This window comes from Sorangium sp. So ce362, from assembly GCF_051519845.1.
In the GTDB taxonomy this organism is placed as follows: domain Bacteria; phylum Myxococcota_A; class Polyangia; order Polyangiales; family Polyangiaceae; genus Sorangium.
In genome coordinates this window covers 6041474-6056776 of the sequence record NZ_CP150332.1, presented here as the reverse complement: position 1 = coordinate 6056776, position 15303 = coordinate 6041474, and the positions used below count along the sequence as shown (strand labels likewise).

General features: G+C 71.6%; 13 protein-coding genes. 3 read left to right on the top strand and 10 right to left on the bottom strand.

The window, feature by feature from the left end:
* Positions 1-21: 21 nt before the first annotated feature.
* From WMF17_RS23075 to WMF17_RS23055, 5 genes are all read right to left on the bottom strand, one after another.
* The gene (locus WMF17_RS23075; protein WP_437595232.1) at positions 22-1068 is read right to left on the bottom strand and encodes a DUF4340 domain-containing protein; all 1047 of its coding nucleotides are present in this window, start codon (positions 1066-1068) and stop codon (positions 22-24) included.
* Entirely contained in the window at positions 1065-3068 is a 2004-nt protein-coding gene (locus WMF17_RS23070; RefSeq protein ID WP_437595231.1) for a Gldg family protein, read from the bottom strand. Before WMF17_RS23070 ends, WMF17_RS23075 begins: the two co-directional genes overlap by 4 nt.
* A complete protein-coding gene (locus WMF17_RS23065; RefSeq protein WP_437475460.1) occupies positions 3065-3790 on the bottom strand; it encodes an ABC transporter permease in 726 nt (241 codons plus the stop codon). Before WMF17_RS23065 ends, WMF17_RS23070 begins: the two co-directional genes overlap by 4 nt.
* A complete protein-coding gene (locus WMF17_RS23060) occupies positions 3787-4869 on the bottom strand; it encodes an ABC transporter ATP-binding protein (protein ID WP_437595230.1) in 1083 nt (360 codons plus the stop codon). The genes WMF17_RS23065 and WMF17_RS23060 overlap by 4 nt, the downstream gene beginning before the upstream one ends.
* Positions 4870-5203: 334 nt before the next feature.
* On the bottom strand, positions 5204-6094 hold the full coding sequence (locus WMF17_RS23055; protein ID WP_437595229.1) for a hypothetical protein: 891 nt from the start codon (positions 6092-6094) through the stop codon (positions 5204-5206).
* Between the two features lie 184 nt (positions 6095-6278).
* Between WMF17_RS23055 and WMF17_RS23050 the strand changes: the two genes are divergently transcribed.
* Complete coding sequence (locus WMF17_RS23050) at positions 6279-8207, top strand: type VI secretion system Vgr family protein (RefSeq protein ID WP_437643275.1); 1929 nt, start codon at positions 6279-6281, stop codon at positions 8205-8207.
* Positions 8208-8216: 9 nt separating this feature from the next.
* Here the strand turns inward: WMF17_RS23050 and WMF17_RS23045 are convergent, their stop codons facing one another.
* Positions 8217-10190: a DUF2169 domain-containing protein gene (locus WMF17_RS23045; protein WP_437643273.1), complete on the bottom strand. Its 1974-nt coding sequence runs from the start codon at positions 10188-10190 to the stop codon at positions 8217-8219.
* A gap of 247 nt (positions 10191-10437) precedes the next feature.
* Between WMF17_RS23045 and WMF17_RS23040 the strand changes: the two genes are divergently transcribed.
* Positions 10438-10608 carry a hypothetical protein gene (locus WMF17_RS23040; protein ID WP_437643271.1) on the top strand — a complete coding sequence of 57 codons (171 nt, stop codon included), beginning with the start codon at positions 10438-10440 and terminating at the stop codon, positions 10606-10608.
* A gap of 6 nt (positions 10609-10614) precedes the next feature.
* Here WMF17_RS23040 and WMF17_RS23035 read toward each other — a convergent pair whose 3' ends face one another.
* Positions 10615-10932: a cupin domain-containing protein gene (locus WMF17_RS23035; protein WP_437643269.1), complete on the bottom strand. Its 318-nt coding sequence runs from the start codon at positions 10930-10932 to the stop codon at positions 10615-10617.
* A gap of 175 nt (positions 10933-11107) precedes the next feature.
* Here WMF17_RS23035 and WMF17_RS23030 point away from each other — a divergent pair, with 175 nt between their 5' ends.
* Positions 11108-12301 (top strand): BMP family ABC transporter substrate-binding protein, encoded by a 1194-nt coding sequence (locus WMF17_RS23030; RefSeq protein WP_437643267.1) that lies wholly within the window; start codon positions 11108-11110, stop codon positions 12299-12301.
* A 7-nt stretch (positions 12302-12308) separates the two neighbouring features.
* On the opposite strand, the gene WMF17_RS23025 is transcribed toward WMF17_RS23030, so the two are convergent.
* Genes WMF17_RS23025 through biuH form a run of 3 tightly spaced genes read right to left on the bottom strand, consistent with a single transcriptional unit; the run spans position 12309 to position 15276 of the window.
* Positions 12309-12983, bottom strand: a complete 675-nt coding sequence (locus WMF17_RS23025; RefSeq protein WP_437595223.1) for a cysteine hydrolase family protein — start codon at positions 12981-12983, stop codon at positions 12309-12311.
* A complete protein-coding gene (locus tag WMF17_RS23020) occupies positions 12980-14578 on the bottom strand; it encodes an ABC transporter ATP-binding protein (protein WP_437651378.1) in 1599 nt (532 codons plus the stop codon). Before WMF17_RS23020 ends, WMF17_RS23025 begins: the two co-directional genes overlap by 4 nt.
* Positions 14578-15276: a biuret amidohydrolase gene (gene biuH / locus WMF17_RS23015; RefSeq protein WP_437643265.1), complete on the bottom strand. Its 699-nt coding sequence runs from the start codon at positions 15274-15276 to the stop codon at positions 14578-14580. Before biuH ends, WMF17_RS23020 begins: the two co-directional genes overlap by 1 nt.
* Positions 15277-15303: the final 27 nt, after the last annotated feature.

Sequence of the window (15303 nt, the reverse complement as noted above, 5' to 3'; positions counted from 1 at the left end):
CGCGCTCGCGAGGCGCAGGGGCTACTTGACGACGGCGCCGACGTCCTGTTCGACCTGCTCCGCGACGCCCACGGGCACCTTGCCGTAGAGGCGGGTGCGCTCCGTGACCAGGAAGTAGTCGGGCTTGCCGCTCGCCCCGGGGGGCCCCTTCACGAGCTCGATGAAGCCGATGTCGCCCGAGCGGCCGGTGTACTCGATCCGCGCCACGACCTCCTTCTGCTCCGGGGCAGCGGCCAGGTACTCCGTGGGGCGGAGGCGGTCGAGCTTGCTCATCCAGTTGCCGACGGTCTCGTCGTTCTGCTCGGGGCTCGCTGGATCGGCCCAGAACTTCTTGCCCTCATCGCCGCTGCGCACGAGCTCGCGGCGCTTGTCGCCCGCGATGACGCGCGCCCGGGTGAGAGCGACGTCCTTCCACTCGTGCAGCTCCCGCTCCATGAGCCGCGACTCCGCGGTCTCGAGATCGCGGTAGACGTCGCCCTTGATGGCGTACACCTCGCCGGTGGCCTCGTCGCGCGCGTAGCGGTCCGCGCCGCCCGGGGTCGCGCCGCCGACGACCAGCTTGCGCTCTACGCCGCGCAGCTTGACGGTGATCGTGCCCTCCGGCTCGGCCAGGCCGAACTCGCTGGCGCGATCGTCCGCGATGCGGCCGATGGAGCGCAGGGCCTTCAGCGGCGCGATCGTCTCGGCGAGCTTGTTGCCGCCGCTCACCGAGACGAACGTCGTCGTCTTGACCGTCGGCTCCGGCTCCGCAGGCGGGTCGTCGTGCGGCTCGTCGCCGTGGTCCTCGTGGACATCGTCCTTCGGCTTGCTGGCCGGGGGCGTCGTCCTGCGCTCGGCCGTGCCGACAAAGTAACGGCCGTCCTTGTCCTTCTTCGCCTCGAGGACGACCGTCTTCGACTTGCCCTCGAAGGCGATGCGCTCGACGTCCTCGGCGCGGCCGGCCCAGACGGTCACGTCCGCGACCGAGAGCGCGGCCGCCGTCTTGTCGCGCGTCCAGACGACGACCGCGAACAAGGTCGCGACCACGAGAAGACCGAGGTGCACGAAAAAGCTGCGATCCAACCTCATGCGCGCCTCCCGCTCGCGCGCCGCCCGCGGCGCGTGATGAAGAGCCCGAGCCCAAGCACCATGGCCGGCGCCACGAGGATCGTGGCCCAGAACCAGACCTGGTCCTTCTCCTTCGTGTGCTCGATCCGGACGTCCTCGTTCGTCGTGATCTCCCCGGCGAAGCTCTCCTCGCCGCCGAGCCACCGGAACGCGTCGAGCGCGAGCACGATGTTGGGCTCGTTCCTGAATGCTGCGTCGCTGAACACGTCGGCGTCGGCGACCACGAACGCGCGCAGCTCCTTCTTGTCCTTGCCGCCACCGTCGCCGGGCGCGAGCTCCTTCGAGACCGCCGCGGCGAGGTTGTAGGCGCTCCGCTTCTCGCTCCCGTCGTCGAACTTGAAGTCGCCGTTCGCGTCGGCGAACGTCTCGCCCAGCGAGCGGACGACGAAGTCGATCTTCAGGTCGCCGCCCTCGACCTTGTCGAGCGACGACGCGCCCGGGAAGATCGTCGGCGCCTGCTGCGCGTGGCGGCTCAAGGTCGAGACCGAGGCGTGCGAGGAGTACCGCGTCGTGACCAGCATCGCGTGGTCCGAGTCGTTGAAGCGCCGCCGCACGTGGACCCGATCGTTCGCCAGCACCTCGGGCCTCCACGTGAGGCCCACGGCGCCGGCGAGCGGCGACAGGTCGACCTTGGCCTCCGGATCGAGCGCGAGCAGGAGGTGCCCGCCGTCGTCGGCGTACCGCTTGAGGGCCGCGACCTCCTCCGGCAGGAACTCCTTCTGCGGGCCGAGCACGATGACGACGCTCGCGTCCTTCGGGAGCTCGCTGCCGAGGCCCTGGGCGAGCCCGAGATCCTTGATGGCGTAGTTCTGGGACTCGAGCAGCTTGCGGAGGTTCTTGGCCGTCCGCCCCTCGGCCGCGGAGGTCGCCTCGTTCATCTCGCCGTGGCCGACCGTCAAGTAGGCGGTGCGCTGCGCGCGGATCACCTTGAGCAGCGCCTTCTGGAAGTCGGCGTCGAGGCTCTTCAGCTTGGCGCCGGCGGTCTTGATGTCGGCGCCGATGGTGAGCGTCTCGCGCGAGGTGTCGCGCGAGAGCACGAGGACGCCGTCCTGCGTGACCTTCGCCTCCTTGGCGAGCGCGGGGACGAGCAGCCGGTCCTGCATCTCCACGGTGATCTGCGGCGACGCCGCCTTCACCTCGCGCAGGTAGCCCTCGACCTCGGCGCCCACCTCGCTCAGCTGCGGGAAGAAGGCCGTGATCTTGAGCGGCTCGGTCAGGCTCTCGGCGACGCGCTTCGTCGAGTCGCCGGGGCGGGCCGTGCGGTAGTACGAGAAGTCCGCCTTGAGATCGAGCTGGCTCGCCGCGTACACGAAGAGCGCCGAGTAGACCGCCGCGAACGCGAGCGTCACGCCCGAGAGCGTCGCGGCGCGCACGCGCCGGCCCTCGATGCGCTCGGCGCGCCGCATCGGCGCGAGCGCCGCCTCGCCGAAGAACAGCGGCACCGTCGCGATGACGAGCAGCGCGATCCAGCCGACCATCGTGGCCGCGTCGATGCGCGCGCGCAGCTCGGGCGCGGCCTGCGAGACGCCGAGCAGGTCGCGCCCCGCGTCGGTCGTCGTGAAGTAGGCCGCCACCGCGACGACCCCGAGCGCCGACAGGATCGCGAGCGCGCGCTCGACGACGCGGCGCTCGCCCGCCTCGCGCACGGCCGTCGCGAAGCGCAGCGCGGTGACGAGGACGAGCGTCAGCAGCCCGAGCCCCGACAGCGCGTAGCGGAGCCCATCGATCGTGGGCACCACGCGCTCGCCCAGGAAGATGGCGAGGAGCGCGCCCGCGTACGCCGGCACCATCCAGCCCCCGGCGCTCAGCGCGGGCGCCCCGGGCTGCGCGGCGGGCGCCGGCTCGCCAGCCGGCGGGGCCTCTTGCTCCGGGCCCGGCGCCGGCGCGGCGGCGCGCTGCGCGGCGCTCGCCTCCTCGCCGCTGATCTCGGCCTCGTCGGCCTGAGTCTTCTGGTCCTTCACCGCCACCTCCGTGCTCTGAGGGTGTGGGTCGCGGCGAGCAGGAAGAAGTACGCGACCGCGACGTAGTACAGGACGTTCTCCAGCCGGAGCACGCCGTTCAGGAACGGCTTCTGGTTGAGCGGGTAGAGGTTCAGCGCGCTCACGAAGTCGTTGAGCGGCGGCGCCGTCACGCGGGCGACGAGGAACAGGAAGCCGAGCGTCCCGAGGATCGCCGCCCCGAGGATGACCGCGATGACCTGGCTCGCCGCGAGCGTCGAGGCGAAGAGCCCGATCGCGAGCGACGCGGCGCCGAGCAGCAGCACCCCGGAGTAGCCGACCAGGATGTGCCCGACGGACACCTTGCCGTTCACGAAGATCATCAGCGGCATGTAGATCGTGATCGCGGTCATCACGCCGACCAGCGCGAGCGCGGCGAGGAACTTGCCGACGATGATCTCGCCGTCGCGCACGGGCGCCGTCCTGAGCAGGATGAGCGTCCCGCTCTCGCGCTCGCCGGCGATGAGCCGCATCGAGAGGATGAGCGCCGCGACCATGGTGATGAACGCCGTGCCGTCGAAGAACTTGAGCAGCACCTCCGCCGACAGCCGCGCGCCCGATCCGAGCGCCGCGACCTGGAAGTAGATGCCGTCGATGAGCAACGCCGCGGCGGCGACGACGTACCCGAGCGGTGACCTCAGGTACGCGGACAGCTCCCGCCGCGCGACGAGCAATGTCCCTCTCATGTTTCGCCCTCGCCTTCCTCCGCCTGCTCCCCGGCAGGGGCCTTCTTCGCCTGGCCGCCGGCCCTCGCCCCGTCGGCGGCGGCGGGCCTCCCCTTCGTCGCCTGCGGCGCGCGCGTGGCGAGCCGCAGGAACACCGACTCGAGCTCGCGCTCGCTCCGCTTCACCTCGAGGATGCCGATCCCCGCCTGCACGAGCTCGGCGCACAGCGCCGCCCGCACGTCGCGATCGGCCTCGACCGCGAAGCTCACGACGTCGCTCCCCGGCTCGGTCGTGGCGAGCTGCTCGACGGACGTGACCCCCTCGATCTCGCGGGCGAGCTCGAGCGCCCGCGCCGCCTCGCCGCGCGTCACGCGGTGGCCGGCGCCCTCGGCCGCGGGGCCGCGGACCGTGAGCTCGATCCGGACGCCGTGGAGGAGCTTCGCCGAGAGCTCCTGCTCGGTGCCCTGCGCGCCGATCTCGCCGTCCCGGATGACGAGGATGCGATCGCACGTCTCGCTGATCTCGGAGAGGATGTGGCTCGAGAGCAGGATGGTGTGCTCGCCGCGCAGGCTCCGGAGCAGGGAGCGCATCTCGACGATCTGCACCGGATCCAGGCCGCTGATCGGCTCGTCGAGGACGAGCAGCCGCGGCTTGTGCACGATCGCCTGGGCGATGCCGACGCGCTGCTTGTAGCCGTGCGACAGCGCGCTGATGGGATCGGCGGCGACGTCCTCGAGCTGCGTCACCGCGAGCGCCTCGGCCACGCGCTTGTCGGCGGCGCCGGGCTCGACGCCGCGCAGGCGCGCCGCGAAGTGGAGGAACGCGCGCACGCTCATCTCCTCGTAGAGCGGCGGCCGATCGGGGAGATATCCGATGCGGGACCGCACCTCGTGCGGGTGGTCGACGACATCCAGCCCGTCCACGAGGACCCGGCCTGCGGATGGCAGGAGGTCGCAGGCGAGGATCCGGAGCGTCGTCGTCTTGCCGGCGCCGTTCAGGCCGAGCAGCCCGACGATCTCGCCCGTTTCGATGGAGAACGACAGGGGCCCGATGGCCTTCCGGTCGCCATAATACTTGTATAGGTCGCTGATTTCGATCACGGCCGTGCACCCCTCCGCGCAGGGAAGAAGCTCTCCGCGCCGGCGAACGGGACGCCGCTGAGCGCGGCGGTCCAGGCGCCAGCGGCCCCTTACAACAGCGGGTGACGGAAATCATTCCCCACGCGGCGCGAGCGGGGTCCCCCTCCGGAGGACAGCAGTCCATCCGCCGGACGCGATCGACCGGGACATGTGGCGGAGGCGGTGAGCAGAGCGACCGGGACGTGCAGGATCTCAGCGTCCGGCGAGGCGGTCGGCGCCCGGCGACGAGGGAAGAGGTCGACGTCCGGTGACGATGGGCGACGGGAGGCGAGCCGGCGGCGCGCTCGACCCGCCGTCAGCAATGCTCGGCGATGATCGCCCAGCAGGCGTCCGCGAACTCCCGGTAGGTGGAGCGCTCGAGCGTCGCCTGCTTCACCGGCATCACGTCCTGGTGCTCCGCGAGCATCGGGCGGAGCGCGCCCTCGATGTCCGCGCTCGTCTCGATCCACAGGAACTCCTCGATGCCGTCGGTGATCTGGCCGCGGATGAGCCTCGGCACCTCGCTCAGCCGGACCTTCTTCGGGCTCCGCCGCGCGATCGACGAGGCGATCTGCTCGGCGTGCGCCGGCCAGCGCTTGAGCGCCTGGTGGAACGTCGAGCCGACGAGCCTCAGGATCTGCTGCGCGAGCCTCGCCACGCGCGGGCGCTGCACGCGCTCCTCGTTCTCCGCCACCATCGCCAGGTAGTCGTCGGACAGGAGCTTGCGCAGGTCGCTCGTGAGGATCTGCTGCGACTCGGGCGTCATCCGCAGATCCGCGATGTGCGCGAGGAAGATGTCCCGCAGCATGGTCAGCCGCGCCGTCAACGAGCCGCTCGGGGTCGTGTCGAGGATCTCGGCGAGCGGGTCGATCAGGCGGCGGCCGAACGTCGTGAGGATGTGATCGAGGATCCGCTTCTGGTGCTGCTGGTGGCCGAGCACGGACAGCGCGCGGGCGATGTGCGCCTTGCTCGGGGCGTCGACGAGGATCTCCAGGGGCTGGTCCTGCGGCTTCCCCTCGTACATGCGCAGCGACGCGAACATCTCGCGGAAGGCGTCCGCCGCGGCCGCCCCCTCGCCCGACTCGCCGTAGACCCGGATGACGAGCCCCGAATCGGGGCCGGCGTCGAACAGCCGCCGGAGCTCTTCCCGGATGTCCTCGTCCGTGACGAGCGGCCCCGGGGGGAGCGACTTCCCGCGTGGATCCATGGATGCCCAGCCTACGGCAAAGTGCGGTCCACCTGAACCTCTGTGCCCGAGAAAGCGAGCTGCGCCTCGTCGTCCTCCTCGTGAGGGGCCGGAGCCGGCCTTGTGGCGCGCTCGCTTCGCCGGGTACCATCCACCGGTCGGCCCCGTCACGTCCCGTGCGGGAGGAGCGGGCATGGGAGCATGTATGGACGACGGTGCGAACCCGGCTCATCTGGTGAAGGGGAACGGCGTGGCCGGCGCGCTGAGCGCGCGCGGCGAGGCCCGGGCGGAGGTGCACGTCGCGTCCGGGGACATGCTCGATGTGCGCCAGTTCACGGTATCCGACCGCATGTCGGCGCTCTTCGAGGTGCGCGTCGTCGCCGTGTCGGACAACCCGGACATCGATTTCGAGGCCGTCATCGGCCGGCCGATGCGCTTCGCCGCGCACAGCGACAAGGTCCGCGCGTGGTCCGGCATCTGCAGCCACCTCCGGCAGATCGCCGTCGAGGAGCGCCACCTCTCCACCTACGAGCTCACGCTCGTCCCCGCGCTGTGGCTCGCGACGCAGCGGCGCAACCACCGGATCTTCCAGCACATGTCGGAGATCGACATCGCCCTGAAGCTCCTCGAGGAGCGGGAGATCGCCCCGACGCTGCGCCTCATCGGGAGCTACAGGAAGCGCAAGTACCGCGTCCAGTACGGCGAGAGCGACTACACGTTCCTCTGCCGCATGCTCGAGGACGCGGGGGTGAGCTTCTACTTCGAGAGCGGCGGCGAGAGCCGGCTCGTCCTCGACGACGGACCGCACGGCAACGCCCGTCGCCGCCCGATCGCGTTCCGCGACCACCCGACCGACGCCGACCGGGAGCACGTCACCGCTGTTCACGTCGCCCGCCGGCTGCGCCCGGGCAAGTACACGGTCCGCGACCACGACACCCGGCGACCGGCGTCGTACGATCTCGTGGCGAGCGCCTCCGGCCCGGGCGGCGTCGAGGAGCGGCTCGAGCGGTTCCACTACGTCCCCGGGGCGTTCCTGTTCGAGAGCGACCGGGGTGAGAGCACGCCTGCCGCCGATGACAAGGGCAAGTACCGCGCGGACGAGTCCGAGGGGGCCGCGCTCGCGCAGCGGCGGCTCGACGCGAAGCGCGCCTCGGCCCGCGAGATCACCTTCGAGACCAACACGATCGATCTCGCGCCGGGCACCGTCCTCTCGTTCCTCGACCACCCGAAGGCCGAGCTCGGCCCGGACAGGGCGCTCCTCGTCCTCGAGTCGACGCTCACGGGAGAGATCCCGGGCTCCCTCCGGCACGCGTGCCGGGGCGTGACCGCGGACGTCCCGTACCGCCCGCCGCTCCGCACGCCGAAGCCGCGCGTCCAGGGGGTCGAGTGCGCCACCGTGGTCGGCGCGCCCGGCCAGGAGATCCACGTCGACGAGTTCGGCCGCGTGCGCGTGCAGTTCCACTGGGACCGCGAGGGCCGCATGAACGACGGGTCGTCGTGCTGGATCCACGTGAGCCAGCCGTGGAGCGGCGCCGGCTTCGGCGGCACCAGCCTGCCGCGCGTCGGCCAGGAGGTGATCGTCGACTTCCTCGGCGCCGATCCCGACCGCCCGATCATCACGGGCCGGGTGTACACGAACCTCCAGAAGACGCCGTACAAGCTCCCCGAGAACAAGACGCAGAGCGGCTGGAAGAGCAGCTCGTCGCCCGAGACCGGCGGCTACAACGAGATCATGTTCGAGGACGCGGCGGGCAAGGAGCTCGTCCGGATGCAGGCGGAGCGCGACCTGCACAAGACCGTCAAGCGCGACGAGGAGGTCACCGTCGGCAACGATCGCGTGAGCGCGATCGGGCGCAACGAGGATCAGACCGTCGGCAACGACTTCGCGAAGCAGGTGATGAACAACGCGCGCGAGGTGGTCGGAATGAACCGATCGCGCGCCGTGGGCAACAACGAGACGGTGGAGATCGGCAGCGTGCAGGCGACCCGGGTCGGGGACAGGGTCGAGATCGTCTGCGGCAAGTCGAGCATCGTGCTCGAGAAGTCGGGCAAGATCGTGATCTCGGGGACCGACATCACGATCCACTCGAGCGGCCACACGCAGGTCTACGGCGATCCGATCGACCTCAACTAGTCGCTCTCTCTAGGCCTCCGCCGCGCTGCGCATCGCCGCGCGCACCTCCTGGGCCGCGATCGGATCCTTCACGATCCTCTCCAGCCACACGCGCCGGAGCCGGAGCAGCACGCCGTCGGGCAGGCCGAGCTCCGCGCGCGTCCGGGCGTCGTTCCCGCGCTCGGACGCGATCACGAGCCGGGCGTACTCGCCCGCCGTGATCGGCCCTCGCTCGGCCTCCAGCGCCGCGATGTACGCCGCGTCGTACGACGAGAGCAGCCGCCTCTTTCCGCGCCCCACGTCGGCGCGGATCGCGTCGAGCCAGTGCGCGTGCAGCGCCTCCCACGCGTCCGTCGAGAGCGCCTCCGCCGCGAGGATCGCGTCCAGCGCTTCGGGGCGCCTCGCGAGCCGCGCCGCGATCGCCGCGCATCGCGCGAGGGGGTACGGTTCGACCGGCAAGGTCGGCTCTGACGGCCCCTCGGCGGGCAGCGGCTCGGGGACAGCCGCGGGACGTCGTTCGGGGACGGCGGCGTCGGGCGCGGCCGCCGCCGTCCGGACGGGCTCCGCGACGCTCATCGCCGCGAGCCGCGCCGGCGGCGGGAGCGGCGTCGGCGGCGCCGGCGGCGTCGGCGGCCCTTCCTCCGGCTCGTGCTCGTGCTCGTGCGGCGCGAGCGAGCGACCGTGGGATCGCACCGGCGAGAGCGCGTGGAACGGGAGCGCGGGCCTCGGGAGCACCACGGCGGGCACGACGGTCTGCGCGGGGTCCTCCTCCTCGCCGGGGCGCGACGACGGGGGCGCCGGCGGGAAGCGCGGGTCGGCCGGCGGGAAGCGCGGGTCGGCCGGCGGGAAGCGCGGGTCGGCCGACAGGAAGCGCGGGTCGGCCGACAGGAAGCGCGGGTCGGCCGGCGGGAAGCGCGGGTCGGCCGCGTCCGGCGCGGCTCCGGCGGGCGGCTCCGGGGCGAGCTGCGCGGGGGTCTGCAGGAACGGGAGGGCCGCGGAAGGCCTCGACGAGAGCGGGGCCATCATCGTGCCCGTGAGGCTCGGCGCGAGCTCGCCCTGGCTGACGAGCACGACCCCCTCGCCCGGAGGGCGATCGAGCATGAGCTGCCCACGCCACACGAGCGCCGCGACGCCGTGATCGGCGTCGATGACGAGCGTGTCGCACCGGAGGGGGACGCGCTGCTCGACGCCGTTGAGCGCCGCGATCGCGCTCGGCGCCGGCGCGAGGAGGCGCGTCGCGAGCCGCGGGAAGCGCGGGTGCAGGTGCTCGAGCACGATCGGCTCCGTGCCCGTGAGCTCGTTCGTCACCTGATCGAGCGGCGCGACGTTGAAGTACCCGGCGTCGATGCCATCGGGCAGCGGTCGTTCGGTCCAGCGCGCGTGATCCCAGCCTGCCGCGTGCCGGCGCAGGCGCTGCGCCCGGTCGGGCCACTCCGGCCGGAGCGGGCCGAAGCCGGCGGGCCCGAGGAGACCGTGCCGGATCGCGGTCGACGACGCCATCGGCAGGAGGTTCGGCGCGCGCGCTCGCCCCCATCCATCGGCGAGCGCGCCGCTGCCCGTCGGCACGCCGACCGGGTTCGCGCTGAACGGACCTCCCGGGGCGCGCTCCCAGCGGAGCGGCACGCGCGTGAAGGGCGCGGGCTCGCCGAGCGATCCGTCCGACGCGAAGCACGAGTCGCCGCGGACCTCGATCGCCTTGTCGATGTCGCCGACGGAGAGCCGCGCGATGAGCGACGTCGCCGCGCCGGCCTCGGGCGCGTGCGCGTGGCCGACGACGAGCACCTCACCCCACCGCTTGAACGGGGCGACCGGACCCCACGGCTCGACGAACCGCCGCTCGTCCCCCTCGTCCTCCAGCGGGGCCGCGGGGCCGCTCGTGATCGGCGACTCGAACGGCGCGAGCTCGAACAGCGCATGGCACGCGACGGTGAGCACCCACGCGTCGGGTCCGGGGCGCCATTCCAGCGCGCTGGCGCGTATCAGGCCTTGGCAGACGAGGTGCATCAGGTGAGGAACAGATGAGGAACAGATGAGGAACAGACGAGGACCAGGCGCGCGTCGGGCGTCCATCCCGCGCGCACCGGGCGACGTGCATCGCAGCGATGTCCCTCAGGATATCCGAGCCGGCAGGGCCGCGTCCGGGCGAACCTCCGCCTTCCCGCCTTCATGGGACATCTCTCCGGGCAGATGCCCCCACCACCCGGCTGCGCGTGACGGCCCCCGACGCCGGGTACGGATGTGGGATGTCCAGATGGCCGGGGAGGATGTCCAGATGGCCGGGGAGGATGTCCAGATGACCGGGGAGGATGTCCAGATGGCCGGGGAGGATGTCCAGATGGCCGGGGAGGATGTCCAGATGGCCGGGGAGGATGTCCAGATGGCCGGGGAGGATGTCCAGATGGCCGGACTGTGCCCCTCGTGAGGTGGATCAGATGAAGACGACGGGCTGCTCCCAGATCGCGAGGACGATGCAGCCCTCGGCGCTCGATACGCTGTGCCGGGTGCCCGGGGTGTTCACCACCAGCGTGCCGGCGCGGTGGTGCCCGCGCTCGTCCGTCTGAGAGCCAGCGAGCACGAGGATGTGCTCATGGCCGCGATGGACGTGCTGGGGCACGGACGCGCCCGGCGCATAGCGCAGGAGCGCCGCCGAGGCGCCCGCGTCGCCGCACCCGTGAAGGCAATGGATCTCGACACCTTCCCGGAAGCGACGCCACGGGACCAGGTCCGGATGAGCGGTGAGCGCCATCACGTCTGCAACGATGAACGGCAAATGCCCAGGTGCCGCATTCCGCGTTGCTGCTGGATTCATGGACGTCATCGCGAATCTCCCATGTTGATGGAACCATGGCACGGCAAGCGGTCCGCGCTCAACGGCGATCGCGTGGGGCGCGAACAATTCATGGCCGGGAAAACTCTCGGAAATGAAGAGGCGCGTACAGATCCAGGGGGTGAAGAACACCCCGAGAACTCCGCTCCTCCCCGGTGGAGCCGACACGCCGCGCCGCCGGAGCTCTTTCGCCTTCCTGCGTCCGCTGCTCCTCTCGCTCTCGCTGCTGCCGGCGGCCGGCTGCAGCAAGGAGGCGTCCAGCGAACAGCCGCTCACGGTGGGCTTCATCTATGTCGGCCCCCGGGACGACTACGGTTACAACCAGGCGCACGCCGAGGGCGCCGCCGCGGTCGCCAAGCTGGCCGGCGTGAAGACGCGCGAGGAGGAGAACGTCGCCGAGACGGTCGCCGTGCAGAAGACCATCGAGAGCATGATCCACCTCGACGGCGCGGCGGTGATCTTCCCGACGTCCTTCGGCTACTTCGATCCGCACATCCTCAAGGTGGCGGAGAAGTTCCCGGACAAGGTCTTTCTCCACTGCGGCGGCCTCTACGACGCGTCGAAGCACCCGAGCAACGTCGGCAGCTATTTCGGTTACATCGACGAGGCCGAGTACGTGTCCGGCATCGTCGCCGGGATGACGACGAAGAGCGGCAAGCTCGGGTTCATCGCGGCCAAGCCGATCCCGCAGGTGCTTCGCAACATCAACGCCTTCACGCTGGGCGTCCGGAGCGTGAACCCGAGCGCGACGACGGCCGTGATCTTCACCGGCGACTGGTCGATGCCCGTCAAGGAGGCGGAGGCGGCGAACAGCCTCATCGATCAAGGCGTCGACGTCCTGACCGCCCACGTGGACTCGCCCAAGGTGATCATCGAGCTCGCAGAGCGCCGCGGCGCCTTCAGCACCGGTTACCACACAAACCAGGCAACGCTCGCCCCGAAGGGGTACCTGACCGGAGCCGAGTGGAACTGGTCCAAGGTATACACGGACTACATGGCGTGGATCCGCGAAGGAAAGCCGTATCAACACCTCCTGCGCGGCGGCTTCAAGGAGGGGTTCGTCAAGCTCTCGCCCTACGGGCCCGCCGTCTCCGAGGAGGCGAAGAAGAAGGCCGAGGAGGCGAAGGCGGGGCTCACGGACGGCACGCTCGTCATCTTCAAGGGGCCGGTCAAGGACAACGAGGGCAAGGTGGTCATCGCCGAGGCCGTCGAGCAGAGGCAGACCGACCTCGTGCTCGAGAGCATGAACTACCTCGTCAACGGCGCCATCGGCTCCGTCAACCAATAGACGTGGATCAGAGGGCCTCGAGGACCGCGGCGGCGGGGGCGGTCCAGCCGACGATGGCGCCCTGGGCGCGGACCATCTCCAGGGTCGCCGCCTTGAACTCGGGGAAATAGCTCTCGGTGGCGTCCTCGATCAACAGACACTCGTAACCGCGATCGTTCGCCTCGCGCATCGTGGTCTGGACGCAGACCTCGGTCGTCACGCCGGCGATGAGCAGCTGAGAGACGCCGAGCGCCGCGAGCCGGGCGTCGAGCCCCGTCCTGTAGAAGGCGCCCTTGCCAGGCTTCGGCAGGACGAGCTCCCCACGCGCCGGCGCGAGCTCGGGGACGAAGTCGTTCCCAGGCTCGCCCAGGACGAGGATGCGGCCCATCGGCCCGGTATCGCCGATCCGCATGCCCGGCGCGCCTCGAGCCCGCTTCGCGGGCGGGCAGTCCGAGAGATCCGGTCTGTGACCCTCCTTTGTGTGGATGATCGACAGGCCGCGCTCGCGGAACGCGTCGAGCAGCAGGCGAACCGTCGGCACGATGCGCTGGAGCCGGCGGACGTCGTTGCCGAGCGCCGCGCCGAAGCCGCCCGGCTCCAGGAAATCGCGCTGCATGTCGATGACGAGCAGCGCCACCGCGTCCGGCTCGGCGAGGCGGAACGGGCGCGGGCTCGCCGCGATCTCGGGGGCCCGCGCCGTCATCGGTGCCCCGCCATCGCGCGCCCGATCTCCGCGACGTCGGCCGAGGCGATCGGCGACTCGTGGACGATGCGGCCCTCGCTCATCACGAGGACCCTGTCGGCCAGGGCGAAGATCTCGTCGAGATCCGCGCTCACGAGGAGGACGGCCGTGCCGCGGTTGCGCGCCAGGAGGATGCGGGAGCGGATCTCGGCCACGGCCGCGAAATCGAGCCCGAAGCACGGATTGGCGGCGATGAGGAGCTCGATGTCCTCGCCGGAGCCGAGCCCGAGCTCGCGCGCGAGCACGGCCCGCTGCACGTTCCCGCCGGAGAGCCGGCCGATCGGCGCGTCGACCGAGGGCGTCTCGACGGCGTACTCGGCGACGAGGCGCTCGGCCGACCGCCGCAGCGCGGCGCGGCTCACGCCGAAGCGGAGCGCGGTGAACGGCGGCCTGTCGAAGACGCGGAAGCCGAGGTTCTCGGCGACCGACATCGCAGGCACGCAGGCGTTGCGCAGCGGCTCCTCGGGCAGGCACCGCACCCGGTGCGCCCGGGTCTGCTCGCGTCCGGCGCCGTACGGCTCGCCATGGACGAGCACCGCGCCCGCCCGCGCGGCCCGCTGGCCCGCGAGCACCTCGACGAGCTCCTCCTGCCCGTTGCCCGAGACGCCGGCGATCCCGACGATCTCGCCGCGGCGGACCGTGAGCGTCACGCCGTCGAGCGCCGGCCGCCCGCGGCCGTCGGTCGCGGCGAGCCCCTCGATGCGCAGGACCGGCTCCCCGGCGGGCGCGTCGCCGCGCGCCGCGGAGACGCGCGCCGGCTGCGCGCCGACCATCATCTCGGCCATGGCCGCCAGCGTGAGGTCCCGGGCCTCTCCCCGGCCCGCGACCCGGCCGCGCCGCAGCACCGTGACCTCGTCGGCGAACGCCGTCACCTCGCGGAACTTGTGCGAGATCATGAGCACGCTGATCCGCTGCTCGTCGGCCATCCGCCGGAGCATCCCGAGCACCTCGTCCGCCTCCGCGGGCGTGAGGACCGAGGTGGGCTCGTCGAGGAGGATGATCCTGCTGCCGAGGTAGAGCTGCTTCAGGATCTCGAGCTTCTGCTTCTCGCCCGCGGACAGCTCGCGCACGGTCCACTCCGGATCCATCCGGAAGGGCATGCGCGCCATGAACGCGCGGATCGCCTCGCGCTCCTTGCGCCAGTCGATGACGGGGGGGAGCGACGGGCGCGCGAGCACGAGGTTCTCGGCGACCGTCATGTTCATCACCAGGGTGAAGTGCTGGTAGACCATGCCGATCCCCAGCGACCGCGCCTCGCGCGGGCTCCTGATGGACAGGGCGGCGTCGCCGACCCGCACCTCGCCCGCGTCGGCCGGGTGATAGCCCATGATGCACTTGACCAGCGTGCTCTTGCCGGCGCCGTTCTCGCCGAGGAGCGCGTGGAAGCTCCCGGGCGCGAGGCGCAGCGACACGTCGTCGAGCGCGAGCAGCGGCCCGAACCGCTTCGTGATCCCGGCGGCGGAGAGCGCCGGGGGCGGCCCGAGCGGGCCGGCGGCGCGGGCGGCGGCGGCGCGGGTCGGCCTCGCCGCCGGGATCGAGAGGACGCGCGGGGCCATCACGACGCGAGCGCCTCCAGGAGCGCCGCGGAGGTCGAGACCGCGCCGAACACGCCGTTCTGCATCGTGATCATCTTCAGGGCCGCGGCGTGGTTGCCGGGGTCCGTGGCGGCGCAGCAGTCGGAGAGCAGCACGCACTCGTAGCCGCGATCGTTCGCCTCGCGCAGGGTCGTGTGCACGCAGACGTCCGTCGTGATCCCCGTGAGGATCAGGTTCTCGATGCGGCGCTGGCGGAGGATGAGATCGAGGTCGGTCGCGCAGAACGAGCCCTTGCCCGGCTTGTCGATGATCGGCTCGCCGGGCAGGGGCGCGAGCTCCGGGATGATCTCCCAGCCCGGCTCTCCCCGGACGAGCACCCGCCCGCGCGGCCCCGGATCCCCGATGCCGACACCCGTGCCGCGCCCGCCGTCGGTCCGGCGCGAGCGCCACCGCTTGTTCGCCGGGAGATCGGCGAGGTCCGGCCGGTGCCCCTCGCGCGTGTGCAGGACGTGGACGCCGCGGCGGCGCACCTCCGCGAGCACGCGCTGGATCGGCGCGATGCAGGCCCGCGTCAGCGAGATGTCGTACCCGAGCCGATCGATGTACCCGCCCTTGCCGCAGAAGTCGGTCTGCATGTCGATGACGATCAGGGCCGTCGTCTCGGGGCGGAGCTCGCCGTTGTACGGCCAGGCGTAGGGATCAGCGGCCACGTAGGTCATGCGTCGAGTCCTCCTGTCGTTCAGCGT